Below are 16,281 nucleotides of genomic sequence, written 5' to 3'. Positions count from 1 at the left end.
GTGTTAGACTAATAAAAACTATACTTATATCAGTCTAAATGATGTCCTATTTTCGCTTATTGCTTGTGAATAGCAGCTTAGCTCTGTTCTCGTTTTGTGCCCTAGCTGCGCCTCCCGCTTCCTTTTCTCAAGCTAAAAAAGAAGCATTGAAAATCTATCATGATCATCCAGTGAGCTTTTACTGCGGTTGTGACATTGCATGGCAAGGTAAGAAAGGCACGCCCGACTTACAAGCTTGTGGTTACCAAGTTCGCAAACAACAAACTCGCGCCAGCCGTATTGAATGGGAACACGTCGTCCCTGCTTGGCAATTTGGCCACCAGCGCCAGTGTTGGCAGCAAGGTGGACGTAAAAACTGTACCAAAAATGATACTATTTTTCGTTCGATGGAAGCTGACCTCCACAACCTGACGCCGGCGATTGGCGAAGTCAACGGCGATCGTTCAAACTACAATTTCAGTCAGTGGAATGGTGTAGAGGGTGAAAGCTATGGCCGTTGTGAAATGCAGGTCGATTTTAAACAACGTAAAGTCATGCCACCCGATAGAGCACGTGGCTCAATTGCTCGTACTTATTTGTACATGAGCCAAAACTATGGCTTTCAGTTATCCAAGTCCCAAACACAACTAATGCAAGCTTGGAATCGCCAATACCCAGCCGATGAGTGGGAATGCAAACGCGATCAGCGAATTGCCAAAGTTCAAGGCAACCACAACCCATTTGTGCAGCAACAGTGCCGTTCATAAGGTACTTTTTGTGGGCCATTTTCGTGATTGAAACTCGCCCTTGCCCCTTGTTTTTTCAGTGTAAAGCATCCATGTTAATGGCTATTAAACGTCAGGTAGGAACTATCCATGCGTATCCCTAGAATTTATCATCCGACTCCTCTTCAACCCTCAAGCATTATTGCTCTCAATGATGATGCGGCTGGGCATATTGGCCGGGTGTTACGCATGCAAGCAGGCCAAGAAGTACTGCTTTTTGATGGCAGTGGCGCGGAATTCCCAGCGGAAATTACCGAGGTCAGCAAAAAAAATGTGCTGGTCAATGTGTTGAAAAGAGTCGAAAGCAGCTGTGAATCGCCTCTTAATTTACACCTTGGGCAGGTGATCTCGCGTGGAGACAAAATGGAGTTCACCATTCAAAAATCGGTCGAACTTGGCGTCAATACCATCACGCCTTTGATTTCTGAACGTTGCGGCGTGAAATTAGATGCCAAACGTTTTGAGAAAAAACTTGAACAGTGGCAAAAAATTGCAATCAGCGCTTGTGAGCAGTGCGGCCGCAATATAGTGCCGCTGATCCGCCCAATTATGCAATTGGAAGAGTGGTGTGCCGAACCCAGTGATGCGCTCAAGCTCAACTTACATCCACGTGCGAAGTATTCGATTAATACCCTGCCTCAACCCATCAATAAAGTCCGTTTGTTGATTGGCCCTGAAGGGGGCTTATCAGAATCAGAAATTAGCATGACTGAACAGTACCATTTTGAAGAAACCTTGCTAGGCCCACGCGTACTGCGTACTGAAACTGCGGCCTTAACGGCTATTACTGCTCTTCAAGTTCGCTTTGGCGATCTTGGCTAACCGGAGAAAAACAATGATTAAACTTGGTATCGTCATGGACCCTATCTCGTCCATTAACATCAAAAAAGATTCCAGCTTTGCCATGTTGCTAGAAGCGCAGCGTCGTGGTTATGAAATCCACTATATGGAGATGAATGATCTACACTTAGATCAAGGTGTCGCTTTTGCCGATACCAAAGTGGTGACATTGAAAGAAGATCCGAACGGTTGGTATGAGTTTTTATCTGAGCAAACTATTCCACTGGCTGATCTCGATGCAGTGTTGATGCGTAAAGATCCGCCGTTTGACACTGAATATATCTACGCAACCTACATTCTAGAACGAGCAGAAGAAGCAGGAACATTAATCGTCAATAAGCCGCAAAGCTTACGTGACTGCAATGAGAAACTGTTTACGGCATGGTTCCCTGAACTAACGCCAACCACCATAGTGACGCGTAAAGCGGAAAAAATTAAAGCCTTCCGCGCGCAACATGGTGATGTGATTTTAAAACCGTTAGACGGTATGGGCGGGGCATCTATCTTCCGCGTTAAAGAGGGTGATCCAAACGTATCTGTCATTATCGAAACATTAACTAACCACGGCCAAAACTACTGTATGGCGCAAACTTTTGTACCTGACATCAGCAACGGTGATAAACGTATTTTAGTGGTCGATGGTGAACCAATGCCTTACTGCCTAGCGCGAATTCCGGCACAAGGTGAAACCCGTGGCAATTTGGCAGCTGGTGGCCGTGGTGAAGCGCGTCCGCTAAGCGAAACCGATAAAAAAATTGCTCAAACTATTGCTCCAACATTGAAAGAAAAAGGCTTAATCTTTGTCGGACTTGACGTTATTGGCGACAAGCTCACTGAGATCAACGTGACGAGCCCTACGTGTATTCGTGAAATAGAGGCCGCCTTTGATATCTCAATTACCGGTAAGTTGATGGACGCGATTGAGCGTCGAATCAACAAGTCATGCTGAACTGGGCAAACTCTTGCCCAGTAATTTGCGATAGGTTGGAGGCAGTATGAATCTTACAAATCATTTTTTAGTCGCCATGCCAAGTATGAGAGACCCTTACTTCAAGCACAGTGTTATTTACATCTGTGAGCACAATGAAGAAGGGGCGATGGGCTTGATGATTAATGTGCCGATTGATATCACCGTGGGCGGCATGTTAAACCAAGTCGATGTTGAGCCAAGCTACCCGAAGCTTCAACTTGATAGCCTAAAAAGGCCCGTATTGAATGGCGGTCCTGTTTCTGAAGATCGCGGTTTTATCCTACATCGACCGAAAGATCATTATGAATCCAGCATCCGTATGAGCGATGACATTGCCGTCACCACATCGAAAGATATTTTAGCGGTACTGGGCACGGATGCCGAACCAAGTCACTATCTTGTGGCTCTGGGTTATTCAGGCTGGGAGCCGGGTCAGCTTGAGTTAGAGCTGGCTGAAAATTCTTGGTTAACCATTGAGGCCGATCCAGATGTTATCTTTAATACGCCCATTCACGATAAGTGGAATCAGGCGATTAAAAAACTCGGCATTGATCCCATCCAACTCTCAGCGCAAGCTGGGCATGCTTAACTTTTACGGCTCTAACCTTTACGGCTCTAACTAGGTAACGCGCCTTTTTAGAGCCTTCGTTGCAACATTCAAGATACTGATTATGACATCCAGAACCATTATGGCTTTTGACTTTGGCACCAAAAGCATCGGCAGCGCGATTGGCCAAGAAGTTACAGGCACCGCATCGCCACTTAAAGCCTTTAAAGCCAATGACGGAATTCCACATTGGGAAGAGATCGAAAAGCAGATCAAAGAGTGGCAACCCCATTTATTGGTGGTAGGGCTACCAACAGATTTGCACGGCAAAGCATTAGAAACCATTACCCCACGAGCCAAAAAATTTGCGCAGCGTTTACACGGGCGCTTTGGCTTAGCCGTCGAGATGCATGACGAACGGCTTTCAACCCGGGAAGCCCGCGCCGACTTATTTGCCATGGGCGGCTATAAGGCGCTGAGCAAAGGCAATGTCGATTGCCAATCAGCTGTAGTGATCTTAGAGAGCTGGTTTGAAGCGCAATGGGGCGCGTAACTTAACCTCGCGTAACTTAACTTTAATACAGCGGCGCAGCACAATCCCGAATCGAGTTCGGGATTGTTCATCTTAAACTGCGACTATTCCATATCAATCTGCACGTTATCCAATGTGCCACTGCTGATCCCTTCGCCACGCTTTGTTTTTAACATTAAACGTAAATCGTTAGCCGAGTCAGCGCTGTGCAGTGCATCTTGTTCACTGATTTTGTCCTCAACGACCAGTTGATACAGTGCTTGGTCAAAAGTCTGCATCCCCACTTCTTTTGATTTGCCCATCGTCGCTTTCAATTCGTGCAGATCACCGCGGCGAATCAAATCGGAAATTCGAGGACTGTTGAGTAAAATCTCAAACACACCATGTCGTCCCTTGCCATTTTTATCGCGGATCAACTGCTGCCCCACGACGCCTTTGAGGTTCATCGACAGATCAAACAAAAACTGCTCTTTTTGCTCTTTAGGAACCAAATGCAAAATTCGCTCAAGCGCTTGGTTGGCATTGTTAGCATGTAACGTTGCCATACATAAATGACCTGTCTCGGCAAAGGTCATCGCATATTCCATCGTTTCACGTGAACGGATCTCACCAATTAAAATCATATCAGGGGCTTGGCGCAGCGAGTTTTTCAGCGCCACTTCGTAACTCTCGGTATCCAACCCCACTTCTCGCTGGGTCACAATGCAACGCTGATGCTCATGCACAAACTCAATCGGATCTTCCACTGTTAAAATATGCCCAGTTCGGTGCGAGTTACGATAGCCCGTCATGGCCGCCATGGTGGTCGATTTGCCCGACCCCGTCGCGCCTACCACCAGCACCAGCCCACGCTTTGCAATCGAGAGATCTTGCAACACGCCCGGTAACTTTAATTCTTCAAAAGTGGGGATATGAGTTTCAATACGGCGGATCACCGCACCGGGCAGCTCACGCTGAAAAAAAGCACTGACACGAAAACGGCCAATCTCTCTCACCACTGCAAAATTGGCTTCACGTGTGCGTTGAAATTCACGGCGGCGATCCTCATCCATCATGGCATCTAACAACGCCATCACCTGCGTTTGGGATAACTTTTCGCCATGAGCTCTTAACTCTCCATCGACGCGAAATAACACTGGCGCTCCTACGGTGAGGTACAAGTCGGAAGCTTTTTGAGTCAACATACCCTCAAGACATTGGTTCAGTTCCATGAGCTCTCTCTTAAAATGGTGATGAATTGACTTCCAGTTTTTTCTGTACTTCTTCTTGATCGACAATACCTTGCGCAATCAACTGTTTGGAATTCTGTTCCATGGTTTGCATGCCATGTGCCGCACCCGTTTGGATGATGGAGTACATCTGCGCAACCTTATCCTCGCGGATCAAGTTACGAATCGCTGGAGTAGCAAGCATAATTTCATGACATGCGACGCGGCCACCGCCTAAACGTTTTAGCAGCTTTTGCGCAATCACGGCTCGCAATGATTCAGAGAGCATTGAACGAACCATCTCTTTATCACTACCGGGAAACACATCAATGATCCGGTCGATGGTTTTCGCCGCAGAGCTGGTATGTAACGTGCCAAACACTAAATGCCCGGTTTCAGCCGCGGTTAACGCTAAGCTGATGGTTTCTTGATCGCGCAGCTCACCGACCAAGATTACATCCGGATCTTCGCGCAGCGCCGAGCGTAGCGCGGCTTTAAAACTGTGGGTATCTCGGTGCACTTCACGTTGGTTAACCAAACATTTATTGTTGCTATGCACAAACTCAATTGGGTCTTCAATGGTTAAAATGTGTTTGTTGTGATGAGAATTAATGTAATCAACCATTGCTGCCAATGTGGTCGACTTACCCGACCCTGTTGGCCCAGTCACCAGCACCAATCCTTTCTCATAATTGGCGATTTTATTAAAAATGTCAGGTGCTTGTAGTTCTTCCAAGGTTGGGATCACCGTAGGAATCGTCCGGAAAACCGCAGAGCAGCCACGAGATTGATGGAAAGCATTGACACGAAAACGCCCTACATTAGGCAGCTCAAATGAGAAATCCACTTCCAGTTTCTCTTCAAATTCACTACGCTGAGCATCGTTCATGATCTCAAAAATCAAACGATGCACGTCAGCATGAGTAAAAGCAGGCACTCCGAGCTTTCTTACTTCACCATCTATCCGTACCATAGGTGGAACACCTGCAGATAGGTGTAGATCCGAAGCGTTGTGCTTTACACTAAAATCCAGTAGCTCAGCGATATCCATTTAATTTCCTTAGTAAAGTCAGGCTATGAGTAGTATTCAACAAAACATTGAACAGATCACTTCACAAATTGAAAGTGCACAACAAAAGTGTGGACGCGCTCGAGAGAGAGTGCAACTTTTAGCGGTCAGTAAGACCAAACCTGTCGAGGCGATTCTAGAAGCAGCGCGCGCTGGGCAACGTTTATTTGGTGAAAACTATGTGCAAGAGGGCGCGGATAAAGTTCAATACTTCAATACCTTGCACCCCGAACTGGATTTAGAATGGCACTTTATCGGCCCAATTCAGTCCAATAAATCGCGCATTGTGGCCGAGAACTTTGCTTGGGTGCATACGGTGGATCGAAGTAAAATTGCCCAGCGTTTAAATGATCAACGCCCAGCGGGCATGCCACCACTACAGGTCTTGATTCAAGTCAACACCAGCGGCGAAAGCTCGAAATCGGGCATTAGTGAACACGAAATAGTTGAGTTGGCAGAGTTGATATCCGCGCTACCCAACCTCACGTTAAGAGGACTGATGTCTATTCCTGAGAATGTCCCCGATTACGCTGCGCAACTTGCCGCATTTCAAAAACTGGCGAGCTTACAAGCGCAATTGTCTGAACGTTTTTCAGGGTTAGATACGCTCTCAATGGGCATGAGTGGTGACATGCAAGCGGCGATTGAAGCTGGTAGCACTATGGTGAGGATCGGCACCGCTATTTTTGGTGCGCGTGATTACGCTTAGCACTGGCTTAACTATCAACCACATAATAATCAATCAGCGACAAGCAATTAGAGGTCAGCAGATGCAGCAGAGAAACATCACATTTATCGGTGCAGGCAATATGGCCAAAGCAATTATTGCAGGCTTAGTCGCCAGCGGTTATCCAGCTGATCGAATTACCGCGACCGCACCGTCAGAAACAAGACGCAAACCACTGGAAAGTGCTTATGGCATTCACACCACCAGCGATAATCTTGCCGCAGCGCAGCAAGCCGATGTGGTGGTACTGGCGGTCAAACCGCAGTTGATGGCCAGTGTCTGTCAACCTTTGCAATCCATTGATTTTAGAAATAAGTTGGTGATCTCCATTGCAGCAGGTGTTTCTGCGGCGCGCCTTAATGAGATGCTGGCAACCGAACTACAACTAGTACGCGCCATGCCCAATACACCTTCGCTGATCAATCGAGGCATGAGCGGTCTATTTGCCGCTCCAAGCGTATCAGAGCAAGACAAACGCTTTACCGCACAATTGCTACAAGCCGTTGGTGAAGTGTGCTGGGTTGAAAACGAGTCCGCCATTAATGGCATCATCGCCGCCGCAGGCAGTGCGCCTGCCTACTTCTTTTTGTTTATGGAAGCGATGCAAAATGAAGCCATCGCTCAAGGCTTTGATAAAGAAACGGCCCGTTTGTTAGTACAACAAGCGGCGTTAGGCGCAGCCGAAATGGTGGTGGCAAACCCTGAGATTGAACTCTCGACATTGCGTGAACAAGTGACCTCCAAAGGCGGCACCACCGCCGAGGCGATTCGCACCTTTAACGAGCATCAACTTGCCAATATCGTTGCACAAGCGATGCAAGCGGCCGTAACTCGTGCACAAGAAATGGAAAAACTGTTTTAATCCTAGTGGCGTTTCACTAAGCTATAGCGCAAAAGCGCAAACGACACTCTACTCATATTAAGGGCTAGCTATGAATTCAATGAGTTTTTTGATCTCCACCCTGTTTGATCTGTACATCATGGTCGTAATTTTACGTATCTGGTTACAAGCAGCGCGTGCCGATTTCTATAACCCATTCTCCCAGTTTATCGTCAAAGCAACACAACCTGTGGTTGGCCCACTGCGCCGAGCGATTCCATCCATTGGTAGCCTAGATTTGGCCACGGTTCTCTTTGCGTACGTGCTGTGCGTATTGAAATTTATTGCCTTAATGCTGGTGGCATCAGGTGGTGCAGTTAGTTTTAGCGTCTACTTTTTATTCTTAGGCTTACTCTCGTTAGTCAAAGCCGCTGGCGGTTTACTGTTCTGGGTGCTGTTGATCCGCGCCATTCTCAGTTGGGTTAGCCAAGGCCGCAGCCCGATTGAATATGTATTTCATCAATTAACCGAGCCGATGCTTGCGCCGATCCGCCGTATCCTACCAGCGATGGGTGGTTTTGATTTAAGTGTATTGGTGCTGTTTATTGTGCTGCAGTTTGCGAACTTCCTAATGGGCGATTTTATTGGCCCAGTATGGTATCAGTTGTAATGTCATCTGCTGTTTGGCAAGAGGGAGAGGATCTAATCCTCAAGCTCTACATCCAACCCAAAGCAAGCCGCGATAGTATCGTCGGCTTGCATGGTGAGGAGCTCAAAATTGCCATCACCGCACCGCCTGTTGATGGCAAAGCCAACGCGCATTTAACCAAATTCTTGGCCAAACAATTTAAAGTCGCCAAAGGTTTAATCGAGATAGAAAAAGGGGAATTGGGACGTCATAAACAAGTCCGAATTCATTCACCTCAAGTGATACCACAGCCGATTGAAGCCATCTTGTGATGGCTTTTTATTTAGCCCACTCTGTTTTGTAAGGAGCACCACATGCGTAAATGGATGATAGCGTTTGTTATAGCCTTTATTTCGCTACCCACACTCGCCGAGCAGTTTCAAACCATCAAGAATGTTGAAGTTCACTACTCAGCTTTCAACTCAACATTTTTAACGCCACAAGTGGCGCGCAGTTATCAATTAAAACGTAATGGTTACTCGGCTATTTTAAACATCAGCGTATTAGATAACTCGGCCTTAGGTAAACCAGCTATGGAAGCGACACTCAAAGGCAATGCGAAAAACCTAATCGGTCAGGTGCGTGAACTTGAATTTAAACAATTCAAAGAGGGCAACGCGATTTATTACCTCGCTGAATTCCCCATTACCAATGAAGAGAATTTGAGTTTTGACATTGAGGTTGATGCGGGCTTAAAAGGCACCGGTAAGCTTAAATTCACCCAAAAATTCTACGTCGAAGAATAGAGAAATAGTGCAATGAAAAAAATAGTATTAGCCACAGGAAACCAAGGCAAAGTGCGCGAAATGGCTGATCTGCTGGTTGATTTCGGTTTTGATGTGGTGGCGCAAACAGAATTAAACGTCCCAGAAGCCGAAGAGACTGGCACCACCTTTATTGAAAATGCGATCATCAAAGCACGACATGCTGCCAAAATCACTGGCTTACCTGCGATTGCCGATGACTCCGGCTTAGAAGTGGATTATCTGCAAGGTGCTCCGGGAATTTACTCGGCGCGCTACGCTGGTGAAAATGCCAGTGACCAACAAAACCTAGAAAAATTATTAGCGGCGATGGAAGGTGTACCAGACGAACAACGCACCGCTCGTTTTCATTGCGTGCTGGTTTTCATGCGTCACGAAAATGACCCAACACCATTGGTCTGCCATGGTACGTGGCAAGGTCGCATCTTGCACCAAGCTCACGGCAGTAACGGTTTTGGTTATGATCCGATCTTCTTTGTCCCTGAAGATAACTGCGCTTCAGCAGAACTGCTACCTGCACGTAAAAAGCAGCTTTCACATCGTGGCAAAGCGCTAAAAATGCTATTTAAAACCTTAAGCGAGCAAAATTCATAATGTTGCAACCACCCGCGCTGAGTTTGTACGTGCACATCCCGTGGTGTGTACAAAAATGCCCCTATTGTGATTTTAACTCTCACGCGCTAAAGCACGATATTCCTGAACGTGAATACATTGATGCGCTATTGGAGGATCTCGATACCGATATCGCCAAATACCGCCTTGCAGACCATCCTCGCCCATTGCATTCCATTTTTATTGGCGGTGGTACACCGAGTCTTTTTTCTGCTGAAGGTATTGCTCGCCTGCTGCAAGGCATTGAAGCGCGTATTGCGTTTAAGCCTGAGATTGAAATCACCATGGAAGCTAACCCGGGCACGGTAGAAGCTGACCGTTTTGTTGGATATCGACAAGCAGGGGTGACGCGCATCTCGATTGGTGTACAAAGTTTTGAGCCACAAAAACTGGCACGTTTAGGGCGAATTCATGGTCAGCAAGAAGCGGTTAATGCCGCTCAATTAGCTCATCAAATTGGCTTAAACAGCTTCAACTTAGATTTGATGCATGGCTTACCCGATCAAAACTGTGAACAAGCGCTGGCCGATTTAGACAAAGCGATTGCACTAAACCCGCCTCATCTTTCTTGGTATCAACTGACCATTGAACCTAATACGGTTTTCTACTTTAAACCGCCTACTTTGCCAGATGATGACGCACTGTGGGATATTTTCGAGTTGGGTCACCAAAAATTGGCCGCCGCTGGGTACGTGCAGTATGAAATTTCTGGCTATAGCAAACCCGGCTATCAATGCCAACACAACTTAAATTACTGGCGCTTTGGTGATTATCTGGGGATTGGTTGTGGCGCGCATGGCAAGCTCAGCTTTAACGACGGGCGTATTGTACGCACCACTAAGGTGAAGCATCCGCGTGGCTATCTCAATTTACTCAAACCTTACTTGGATGACGAATTTGAAGTCGCCGCTGCGGATCGCCCTTTTGAATTCTTCATGAACCGCTTTCGCTTGATGGAACCTTGTCCGAAACAAGACTTTGTTGAAACAACTGGATTAAGTTTAAGCGTGATTCAGCCAACGATAGATTGGGCACTAGCCGAACACTATTTAACGCAAACCGAAAGTCACTGGCAAATCACAGAAAAAGGAAAACTGTTTCTTAATGACTTGCTCGAAGCCTTTATGGCTGACGACTAAAAAGATAAACCCAAGATATTGGCTAACCTAATCGGTAGCCAATATTTTGCCAAAAACACGGGCTGTCTGAAAATATTGAACTTAAAAGATAGAGCGACCAATACGCTCAGCCAAGAGTTCTAACATCTTAGTGCCCGCTAAAGAATTACCTGACGCATCAAGCTCTGGCGACCAAACCGCAATCGTCATCTCCCCAGGAACAACAGCAATAATACCGCCACCTACGCCCGATTTACCCGGCATGCCAACACGATAAGCGAACTCTCCTGCGCCATCATATAAACCGCAAGTCGCCAATAAGGCATTGATCTGCTTACTTTGTGTCGGCGTTACTATCGCTTCCTTGGTATGCACGGACACCCCTTTATTCGCCAGATAACTGAAGGTTTTCGCTAATTGAACACAGCTCATTTTAAGTGAACAAGCGTGAAAATAGTTGTGCAGTACCGGGATAACATCATTATCGAAATTACCAAACGATCGCATCAAATAGGCGATGGCGGCATTGCGATCGCTGTGCATCATTTCTGAAGCCGCTACCACTTTGTCGTATACGATGCCCTCTTCACCGGACAACTGACGTACAAACTCCAGTAAGCGCTGCCGAGGGGCTGATAAACGGCTATGCAGCATATCCGCCACCACAATAGCTCCAGCATTGATAAAAGGGTTACGCGGAATACCCTGCTCCATTTCAAGCTGGATCATCGAATTAAACGCTTGGCCTGAAGGCTCTTTTCCGACACGAAGCCATAGCTCTTCTGGTTTATAAAGCATCATAGCAAGCGTTAAGCTCAAAGCTTTAGAGATGGATTGAATTGAGAATCCTTCCGTGGCATCTCCAGCCGAAATCACTTCACCTTGATTGGTGTAAACCGCGATCGCCAGCTTGTTATTCGGTACTTTAGCTAAAGCAGGAATGTAATCGGCGACTTTTCCTTTGCCGATCAGTGGGCGAACCTCACACAAAATATCAGCAAGTAGATTGGGTGTTAGCTTCATGGGTGACTTTACCTCGGGTGAGAAATGTTTTTCTCTATTTTTATAATGATTTTCGTAGGGCGCTAAGGCCGAAAAAGCCAACATTACAACAATGTTGGCTTTTCTTTAATCGCTAATTTTGTTGCAGCAACAAAAGTGAGTCGTTACGCGGTGCGTTTATATTTTATATCCCACACACCATGACCTAAACGGTGACCACGCGCTTCAAATTTAGTCAAAGGACGCTCTTCTGGACGAGGAATATAGTCACCTTCTGCGGCAATATTGGCAAAGCCCGGCGCTTGATTCATCACTTCAATCATATGCTCAGCGTAGTTTTCCCAATCGGTCGCCATATGAAAGATGCCCTCTTCCATTTTTAGTTTTTGACGCACCATTTCCGCAAATTCTAACTGCACAATACGGCGCTTATGGTGACGTTTTTTGTGCCAAGGATCAGGGAAGAATAGTTGCAGTGTATGCAGGCTACCATCAGGGATCATGTGTTCAAATACTTCCACTGCATCATGGCACATCACGCGTAAATTAGTCACGCCAGCATCACGAGCGGCTGACAAACAGGCGCCAACACCTGGGCTATGCACTTCAATACCAAAGAAGTTTTTTTGCGGTGCATTTTTAGCCATTTCAACTAATGAAGCGCCCATACCAAAACCGATTTCTAAAACCACCGGGTTATCGTTACCAAAAACCGCAGCCCAATCGAGCAATTGTGGCTGGAAATCAATACCCATTGTTGGCCAACATTCATTCATTGCCGCTTCTTGGCCTTTGGTTAATCGACCCTCACGACGAACGAAACTACGGATTCGACGCAGTATTTTGCCTTCTTCGGTATATTCGTTGGTGGTTACTTCACTCATTGATCTTGCCTGCACATTGATTAATCAAAGCGGGGATTATCCAAAGAATTATTCTCGGTGCAAGTGTTATCGAAATAAACTTGTTGGATAAATCCACACAATTTGTCCGTTTTACAACGTCACATTTATGTGGTGCAATTTTGCTCCACTAAAACTATAAACCAAAGAGCCTGTCGTGACACCTTTCGCTAACGCCATTTTAAAATGGTATGACGCCTATGGGCGCAAACATTTGCCGTGGCAACAAAACAAAACGGCCTACAGCGTTTGGCTGTCGGAAATTATGCTCCAACAAACTCAAGTCGCAACGGTAATCCCTTATTTCGAACGCTTCATGCAACGTTTTCCAACCGTGATTGATTTGGCCAATGCAGAACAAGACGAGGTACTGCACCTATGGACCGGCCTTGGTTATTACGCACGTGCGCGCAATCTACACAAAGCAGCCAAAATAGTGGCCAGCGAATATGGCGGTGAGTTTCCCCTTGATATCGAACAGATGAATGCTCTACCGGGTATTGGCCGATCAACCGCTGCGGCGGTGCTTTCTTCGGTTTATAAGCAGCCGCACGCCATTTTAGATGGTAACGTAAAGCGTACTTTAGCCCGCTGTTTTGCTGTCGAAGGCTGGCCGGGGCAAAAAAAAGTTGAAACTCAATTGTGGCAACATGCCGAACAAAATACGCCAGCGCAAGATGTTGATAAATATAACCAAGCAATGATGGATATGGGGGCGATGGTCTGCACACGCAGCAAACCGAAATGTACGCTCTGCCCAGTTGAATCTTTTTGCATTGCCAATAAACAAAATAACCCACTCGATTATCCGGGTAAAAAACCAAAAACAGACAAACCAACCAAACAAACTTGGTTTGTGATGCTGCACCATAACCATCAAGTATGGTTAGAACAACGCCCTCAAAGTGGAATTTGGGGTGGATTATTTTGCTTCCCTGAAAACCCCAATAGTGCCATCGAAGATCAACTTGATCACAGAGCCATCAAAGAGAGCGCTATCCGCTCTATTCGCCCACTCATCGCTTTTCGCCACACGTTTAGCCATTATCATTTAGAGATCACACCGATCTTGGTGGAGTTATCTCAACAACCGAACATCATCATGGAAGCAAGCAAAGGTCTTTGGTATAACTTAGCCCAACCGGAACAAATCGGCTTAGCCGCTCCTGTAAAACAGTTGCTAGAAAGCCTTCCATTTGAAATTAACCCTTAAAACACCGAAGAGGAAGTGACCATGAGCCGCACTGTATTTTGTGCTCGACTAAATAAAGAAGCCGACGGTTTGGATTTTCAACTGTACCCAGGTGAATTGGGTAAACGTATTTTTGACAACATCTCAAAAGAGGCTTGGGCACAATGGCAGCATAAGCAAACCATGCTGATCAACGAGAAAAAACTCAATATGATGGACCCTGAACATCGTAAATTGCTGGAAACCGAAATGACCAACTTCCTATTTGAAGGAAAAGAGGTCCATATCGAAGGCTACACGCCACCAAGCAAATAAGAGATACCTTATTTATTTCGAGGATAATCAATGACATCATGGTAAACGCTCTGATGTCATTTTTGTATTGGGAAGATAATGAGAAAGCTGACTTACTTTTTTATTGCAATGCTACTGGCCGGTTGTAGCCGAGAATTAGTTGAACGCATATACAGCGTCGACTATGAGCCGACCAACCGTTTTGCCAAAAACTTAGCGCAATTACCCGGGCAATTTGTCAAAGATACCGCCGCCTTAGATGCACTGATCAGCAGTTTTTCTGGCAACATTGAGAAACGCTGGGGCAGTAAAGAGATCAAAGTCGCCGGTAAAAGCAACTATGTAAAATACATCGATAATTACCTGAGTCGTTCCGAAGTCAATTTCTCCACGGGAACCATTATTATCGAAACAGTTTCCCCAACTGACCCCAAAAAACATCTGCGCAATGCCATTATTACCACCTTGCTCACGCCTGATGATCCCGCACACGTTGACCTTTTCTCTTCACAAAATATCGAATTGAATGGTCAGCCATTTTTGTACAACCAAGTGCTTGATCAAGATAAACAACCGATCCAGTGGGGTTGGCGCGCGAATCGATTTGCTGATTATCTTATTGAAAATAAATTAAAAGTTAAGAACGTTGATTTCAAAAAAGCCTACTATGTGGAAATTCCTATGGTAGCGGATCATGCCTCTAAACGAGGTTATAAATACGCCGACATCGTGCACCGAGCCTCGAAAAAATATAACATTCCCGAAGATCTCATCTACGCGATCATAAAAACTGAAAGTAGCTTTAACCCCTACGCCGTCAGTTGGGCCAATGCGTATGGCTTGATGCAAGTGGTTCCTAAAACCGCAGGTCGAGATGTTTTTAAACTGGTCAAAAATAAATCTGGTGAGCCCAGTCCTGAATATCTGTTTGATCCCGAAAAAAATATTGATACGGGAACGGCCTATTTTTATATTCTGAAAAACCGCTACCTCAAAGAGGTCAGCCATCCAACGTCACTCGAATACAGTATGATTTCGGCCTACAACGGCGGCACAGGAGGAGTACTGAATACCTTTAGCAAAGATAGAAAACGAGCGATGAGGGACTTAAATTCACTGCAACCCAATCAAGTCTATTGGGCGCTGACCCAAAAACACCCTAATGCTGAATCGAGAAGGTACTTAGAAAAAGTAACAAAATTCAAAAAGGAATTTAACGCAGGTGGATAAAAAAGCGCAGCTTTGTCTAAATTCGCAGCAAACAAACCGTTTTTTCAAAAAATTTCCAAAAAGCAGTTGACGATTGAAGGGAAAATCCGTTTAATAGCGCTCCGTTGCCCGGATAGCTCAGTCGGTAGAGCAGAGGATTGAAAATCCTCGTGTCGGTGGTTCGATTCCGCCTCCGGGCACCACAAATTAAATTGTTGGTGCTTTTGTTAAAGTAGCAGCAAGCAATAAATAAAGTGCGCCGACTTAGCTCAGTAGGTAGAGCAACTGACTTGTAATCAGTAGGTCACCAGTTCGATTCCGGTAGTCGGCACCATTTATTGCCTCGATAGCTCAGTCGGTAGAGCAGAGGATTGAAAATCCTCGTGTCGGTGGTTCGATTCCGCCTCGAGGCACCATTATTTGGTGCGAAGTCTTAGACTTACACAGATAATTCCCCCTTAGTTCAGTCGGTAGAACGGCGGACTGTTAATCCGTATGTCGCAAGTTCAAGTCTTGCAGGGGGAGCCACTTTTAAAGCCAAGTCTAACGACTTGGCTTTTTTATTACCTGTCATATTTATCCAATTCCCTCTACCTCTACAGCGATTACCTCTACAACGATTGAATTATGGGTCAGTCCATTTTCCGTCAAAAACTAAAACCAGTCTGGTGAGTTTGCTCCTTTAGTGTAACCAAGCGGATAAACGTGTGTTTTTCAACGCGCTTTTATTCGCTATTTGCTCCATTCAAAGCTCCTATTTTCTTTTCAACTCCTCTTTCCCTATCTAATCTGACACTAATTTTTAACGAAAATGGGCAAAAACGAGTCACTAAGTATAGAAAAACAACAAACGACATTTTTTTTGCATTTTACTGTTGACGTTAAATGCGAAAAACCTTTTAATACACCCCGTCGCCCGGATAGCTCAGTCGGTAGAGCAGAGGATTGAAAATCCTCGTGTCGGTGGTTCGATTCCGCCTCCGGGCACCACAGTTTCTAAATTGTTGGTGCCTAGCACAGACA

Annotated in this window: 19 protein-coding genes and 5 tRNA genes; 20 read left to right on the top strand and 4 right to left on the bottom strand. The window is 45.8% G+C overall.

Annotated elements, in window-relative coordinates; all coding sequences use genetic code 11:
• The first annotated feature begins 38 nt into the window (after positions 1 to 38).
• The 5 genes from endA to ruvX all read left to right on the top strand — a co-directional run bounded on the left by endA (position 39) and on the right by ruvX (position 3,674).
• A complete protein-coding gene (endA, locus tag AACT21_RS14510; protein WP_013857813.1) occupies positions 39 to 746 on the top strand; it encodes a deoxyribonuclease I in 708 nt (235 codons plus the stop codon).
• A 108-nt stretch (positions 747 to 854) separates the two neighbouring features.
• The gene (rsmE, locus tag AACT21_RS14505) at positions 855 to 1,586 is read left to right on the top strand and encodes a 16S rRNA (uracil(1498)-N(3))-methyltransferase (RefSeq protein WP_013857814.1); all 732 of its coding nucleotides are present in this window, start codon (positions 855 to 857) and stop codon (positions 1,584 to 1,586) included.
• Between the two features lie 13 nt (positions 1,587 to 1,599).
• Positions 1,600 to 2,553: a glutathione synthase gene (gshB, locus tag AACT21_RS14500; RefSeq protein ID WP_040122940.1), complete on the top strand. Its 954-nt coding sequence runs from the start codon at positions 1,600 to 1,602 to the stop codon at positions 2,551 to 2,553.
• 46 nt (positions 2,554 to 2,599) lie between these two features.
• The gene (locus tag AACT21_RS14495) at positions 2,600 to 3,163 is read left to right on the top strand and encodes a YqgE/AlgH family protein (RefSeq protein ID WP_013857816.1); all 564 of its coding nucleotides are present in this window, start codon (positions 2,600 to 2,602) and stop codon (positions 3,161 to 3,163) included.
• 82 nt (positions 3,164 to 3,245) lie between these two features.
• Positions 3,246 to 3,674: a Holliday junction resolvase RuvX gene (gene ruvX / locus AACT21_RS14490; RefSeq protein ID WP_017045508.1), complete on the top strand. Its 429-nt coding sequence runs from the start codon at positions 3,246 to 3,248 to the stop codon at positions 3,672 to 3,674.
• 83 nt (positions 3,675 to 3,757) lie between these two features.
• On the opposite strand, the gene AACT21_RS14485 is transcribed toward ruvX, so the two are convergent.
• A complete protein-coding gene (locus AACT21_RS14485) occupies positions 3,758 to 4,864 on the bottom strand; it encodes a PilT/PilU family type 4a pilus ATPase (protein WP_017048293.1) in 1,107 nt (368 codons plus the stop codon).
• A gap of 10 nt (positions 4,865 to 4,874) precedes the next feature.
• Positions 4,875 to 5,912, bottom strand: coding sequence for a type IV pilus twitching motility protein PilT (locus tag AACT21_RS14480; RefSeq protein ID WP_013857819.1), 1,038 nt, complete (start codon positions 5,910 to 5,912; stop codon positions 4,875 to 4,877).
• A 25-nt stretch (positions 5,913 to 5,937) separates the two neighbouring features.
• Here AACT21_RS14480 and AACT21_RS14475 point away from each other — a divergent pair, with 25 nt between their 5' ends.
• From AACT21_RS14475 to hemW, 7 genes are all read left to right on the top strand, one after another.
• Positions 5,938 to 6,639 (top strand): YggS family pyridoxal phosphate-dependent enzyme, encoded by a 702-nt coding sequence (locus tag AACT21_RS14475; protein ID WP_064624330.1) that lies wholly within the window; start codon positions 5,938 to 5,940, stop codon positions 6,637 to 6,639.
• Between the two features lie 61 nt (positions 6,640 to 6,700).
• A complete protein-coding gene (gene proC, locus AACT21_RS14470) occupies positions 6,701 to 7,519 on the top strand; it encodes a pyrroline-5-carboxylate reductase (protein WP_026028958.1) in 819 nt (272 codons plus the stop codon).
• A gap of 70 nt (positions 7,520 to 7,589) precedes the next feature.
• Positions 7,590 to 8,147: a YggT family protein gene (locus tag AACT21_RS14465; RefSeq protein ID WP_010320643.1), complete on the top strand. Its 558-nt coding sequence runs from the start codon at positions 7,590 to 7,592 to the stop codon at positions 8,145 to 8,147.
• Entirely contained in the window at positions 8,147 to 8,437 is a 291-nt protein-coding gene (gene yggU / locus AACT21_RS14460) for a DUF167 family protein YggU (protein WP_026028229.1), read from the top strand. The genes AACT21_RS14465 and yggU overlap by 1 nt, the downstream gene beginning before the upstream one ends.
• Before the next feature lie 42 nt (positions 8,438 to 8,479).
• A complete protein-coding gene (locus AACT21_RS14455; protein ID WP_013857823.1) occupies positions 8,480 to 8,911 on the top strand; it encodes a DUF4426 domain-containing protein in 432 nt (143 codons plus the stop codon).
• Positions 8,912 to 8,923: 12 nt separating this feature from the next.
• The gene (locus AACT21_RS14450; protein ID WP_017042394.1) at positions 8,924 to 9,523 is read left to right on the top strand and encodes an XTP/dITP diphosphatase; all 600 of its coding nucleotides are present in this window, start codon (positions 8,924 to 8,926) and stop codon (positions 9,521 to 9,523) included.
• Complete coding sequence (hemW, locus tag AACT21_RS14445; RefSeq protein WP_094164640.1) at positions 9,523 to 10,680, top strand: radical SAM family heme chaperone HemW; 1,158 nt, start codon at positions 9,523 to 9,525, stop codon at positions 10,678 to 10,680. The genes AACT21_RS14450 and hemW overlap by 1 nt, the downstream gene beginning before the upstream one ends.
• An 81-nt stretch (positions 10,681 to 10,761) precedes the next feature.
• Here the strand turns inward: hemW and glsB are convergent, their stop codons facing one another.
• On the bottom strand, positions 10,762 to 11,682 hold the full coding sequence (glsB, locus tag AACT21_RS14440; RefSeq protein ID WP_026028230.1) for a glutaminase B: 921 nt from the start codon (positions 11,680 to 11,682) through the stop codon (positions 10,762 to 10,764).
• 143 nt (positions 11,683 to 11,825) lie between these two features.
• The gene (gene trmB / locus AACT21_RS14435) at positions 11,826 to 12,545 is read right to left on the bottom strand and encodes a tRNA (guanosine(46)-N7)-methyltransferase TrmB (protein WP_026027213.1); all 720 of its coding nucleotides are present in this window, start codon (positions 12,543 to 12,545) and stop codon (positions 11,826 to 11,828) included.
• 175 nt (positions 12,546 to 12,720) lie between these two features.
• On the opposite strand from trmB, the gene mutY reads away from it, so the two are divergent.
• The 8 genes from mutY (at position 12,721) to AACT21_RS14395 (ending at position 16,248) form a co-directional block, all read left to right on the top strand.
• Positions 12,721 to 13,776: an A/G-specific adenine glycosylase gene (gene mutY / locus AACT21_RS14430; RefSeq protein ID WP_013857828.1), complete on the top strand. Its 1,056-nt coding sequence runs from the start codon at positions 12,721 to 12,723 to the stop codon at positions 13,774 to 13,776.
• Positions 13,777 to 13,797: 21 nt separating this feature from the next.
• Entirely contained in the window at positions 13,798 to 14,070 is a 273-nt protein-coding gene (locus AACT21_RS14425) for an oxidative damage protection protein (RefSeq protein ID WP_010320634.1), read from the top strand.
• Between the two features lie 78 nt (positions 14,071 to 14,148).
• Positions 14,149 to 15,279: a membrane-bound lytic murein transglycosylase MltC gene (gene mltC / locus AACT21_RS14420; RefSeq protein WP_013857830.1), complete on the top strand. Its 1,131-nt coding sequence runs from the start codon at positions 14,149 to 14,151 to the stop codon at positions 15,277 to 15,279.
• Between the two features lie 106 nt (positions 15,280 to 15,385).
• Positions 15,386 to 15,461, top strand: a tRNA-Phe gene (locus tag AACT21_RS14415).
• A 55-nt stretch (positions 15,462 to 15,516) separates the two neighbouring features.
• Positions 15,517 to 15,592 (top strand) — tRNA-Thr (locus AACT21_RS14410).
• Between the two features lie 6 nt (positions 15,593 to 15,598).
• Positions 15,599 to 15,674 (top strand) — tRNA-Phe (locus AACT21_RS14405).
• A 36-nt stretch (positions 15,675 to 15,710) separates the two neighbouring features.
• Positions 15,711 to 15,786: transfer RNA gene (locus AACT21_RS14400), tRNA-Asn, on the top strand.
• Between the two features lie 386 nt (positions 15,787 to 16,172).
• Positions 16,173 to 16,248, top strand: a tRNA-Phe gene (locus AACT21_RS14395).
• The last annotated feature ends 33 nt before the right edge of the window (positions 16,249 to 16,281 follow it).

The sequence above is a fragment of the Vibrio sp. V08_P9A1T1 genome (assembly GCF_963874405.1).
GTDB lineage: Bacteria > Pseudomonadota > Gammaproteobacteria > Enterobacterales > Vibrionaceae > Vibrio > Vibrio anguillarum.
This window is presented reverse-complemented; position numbering and strand designations above follow the sequence as displayed.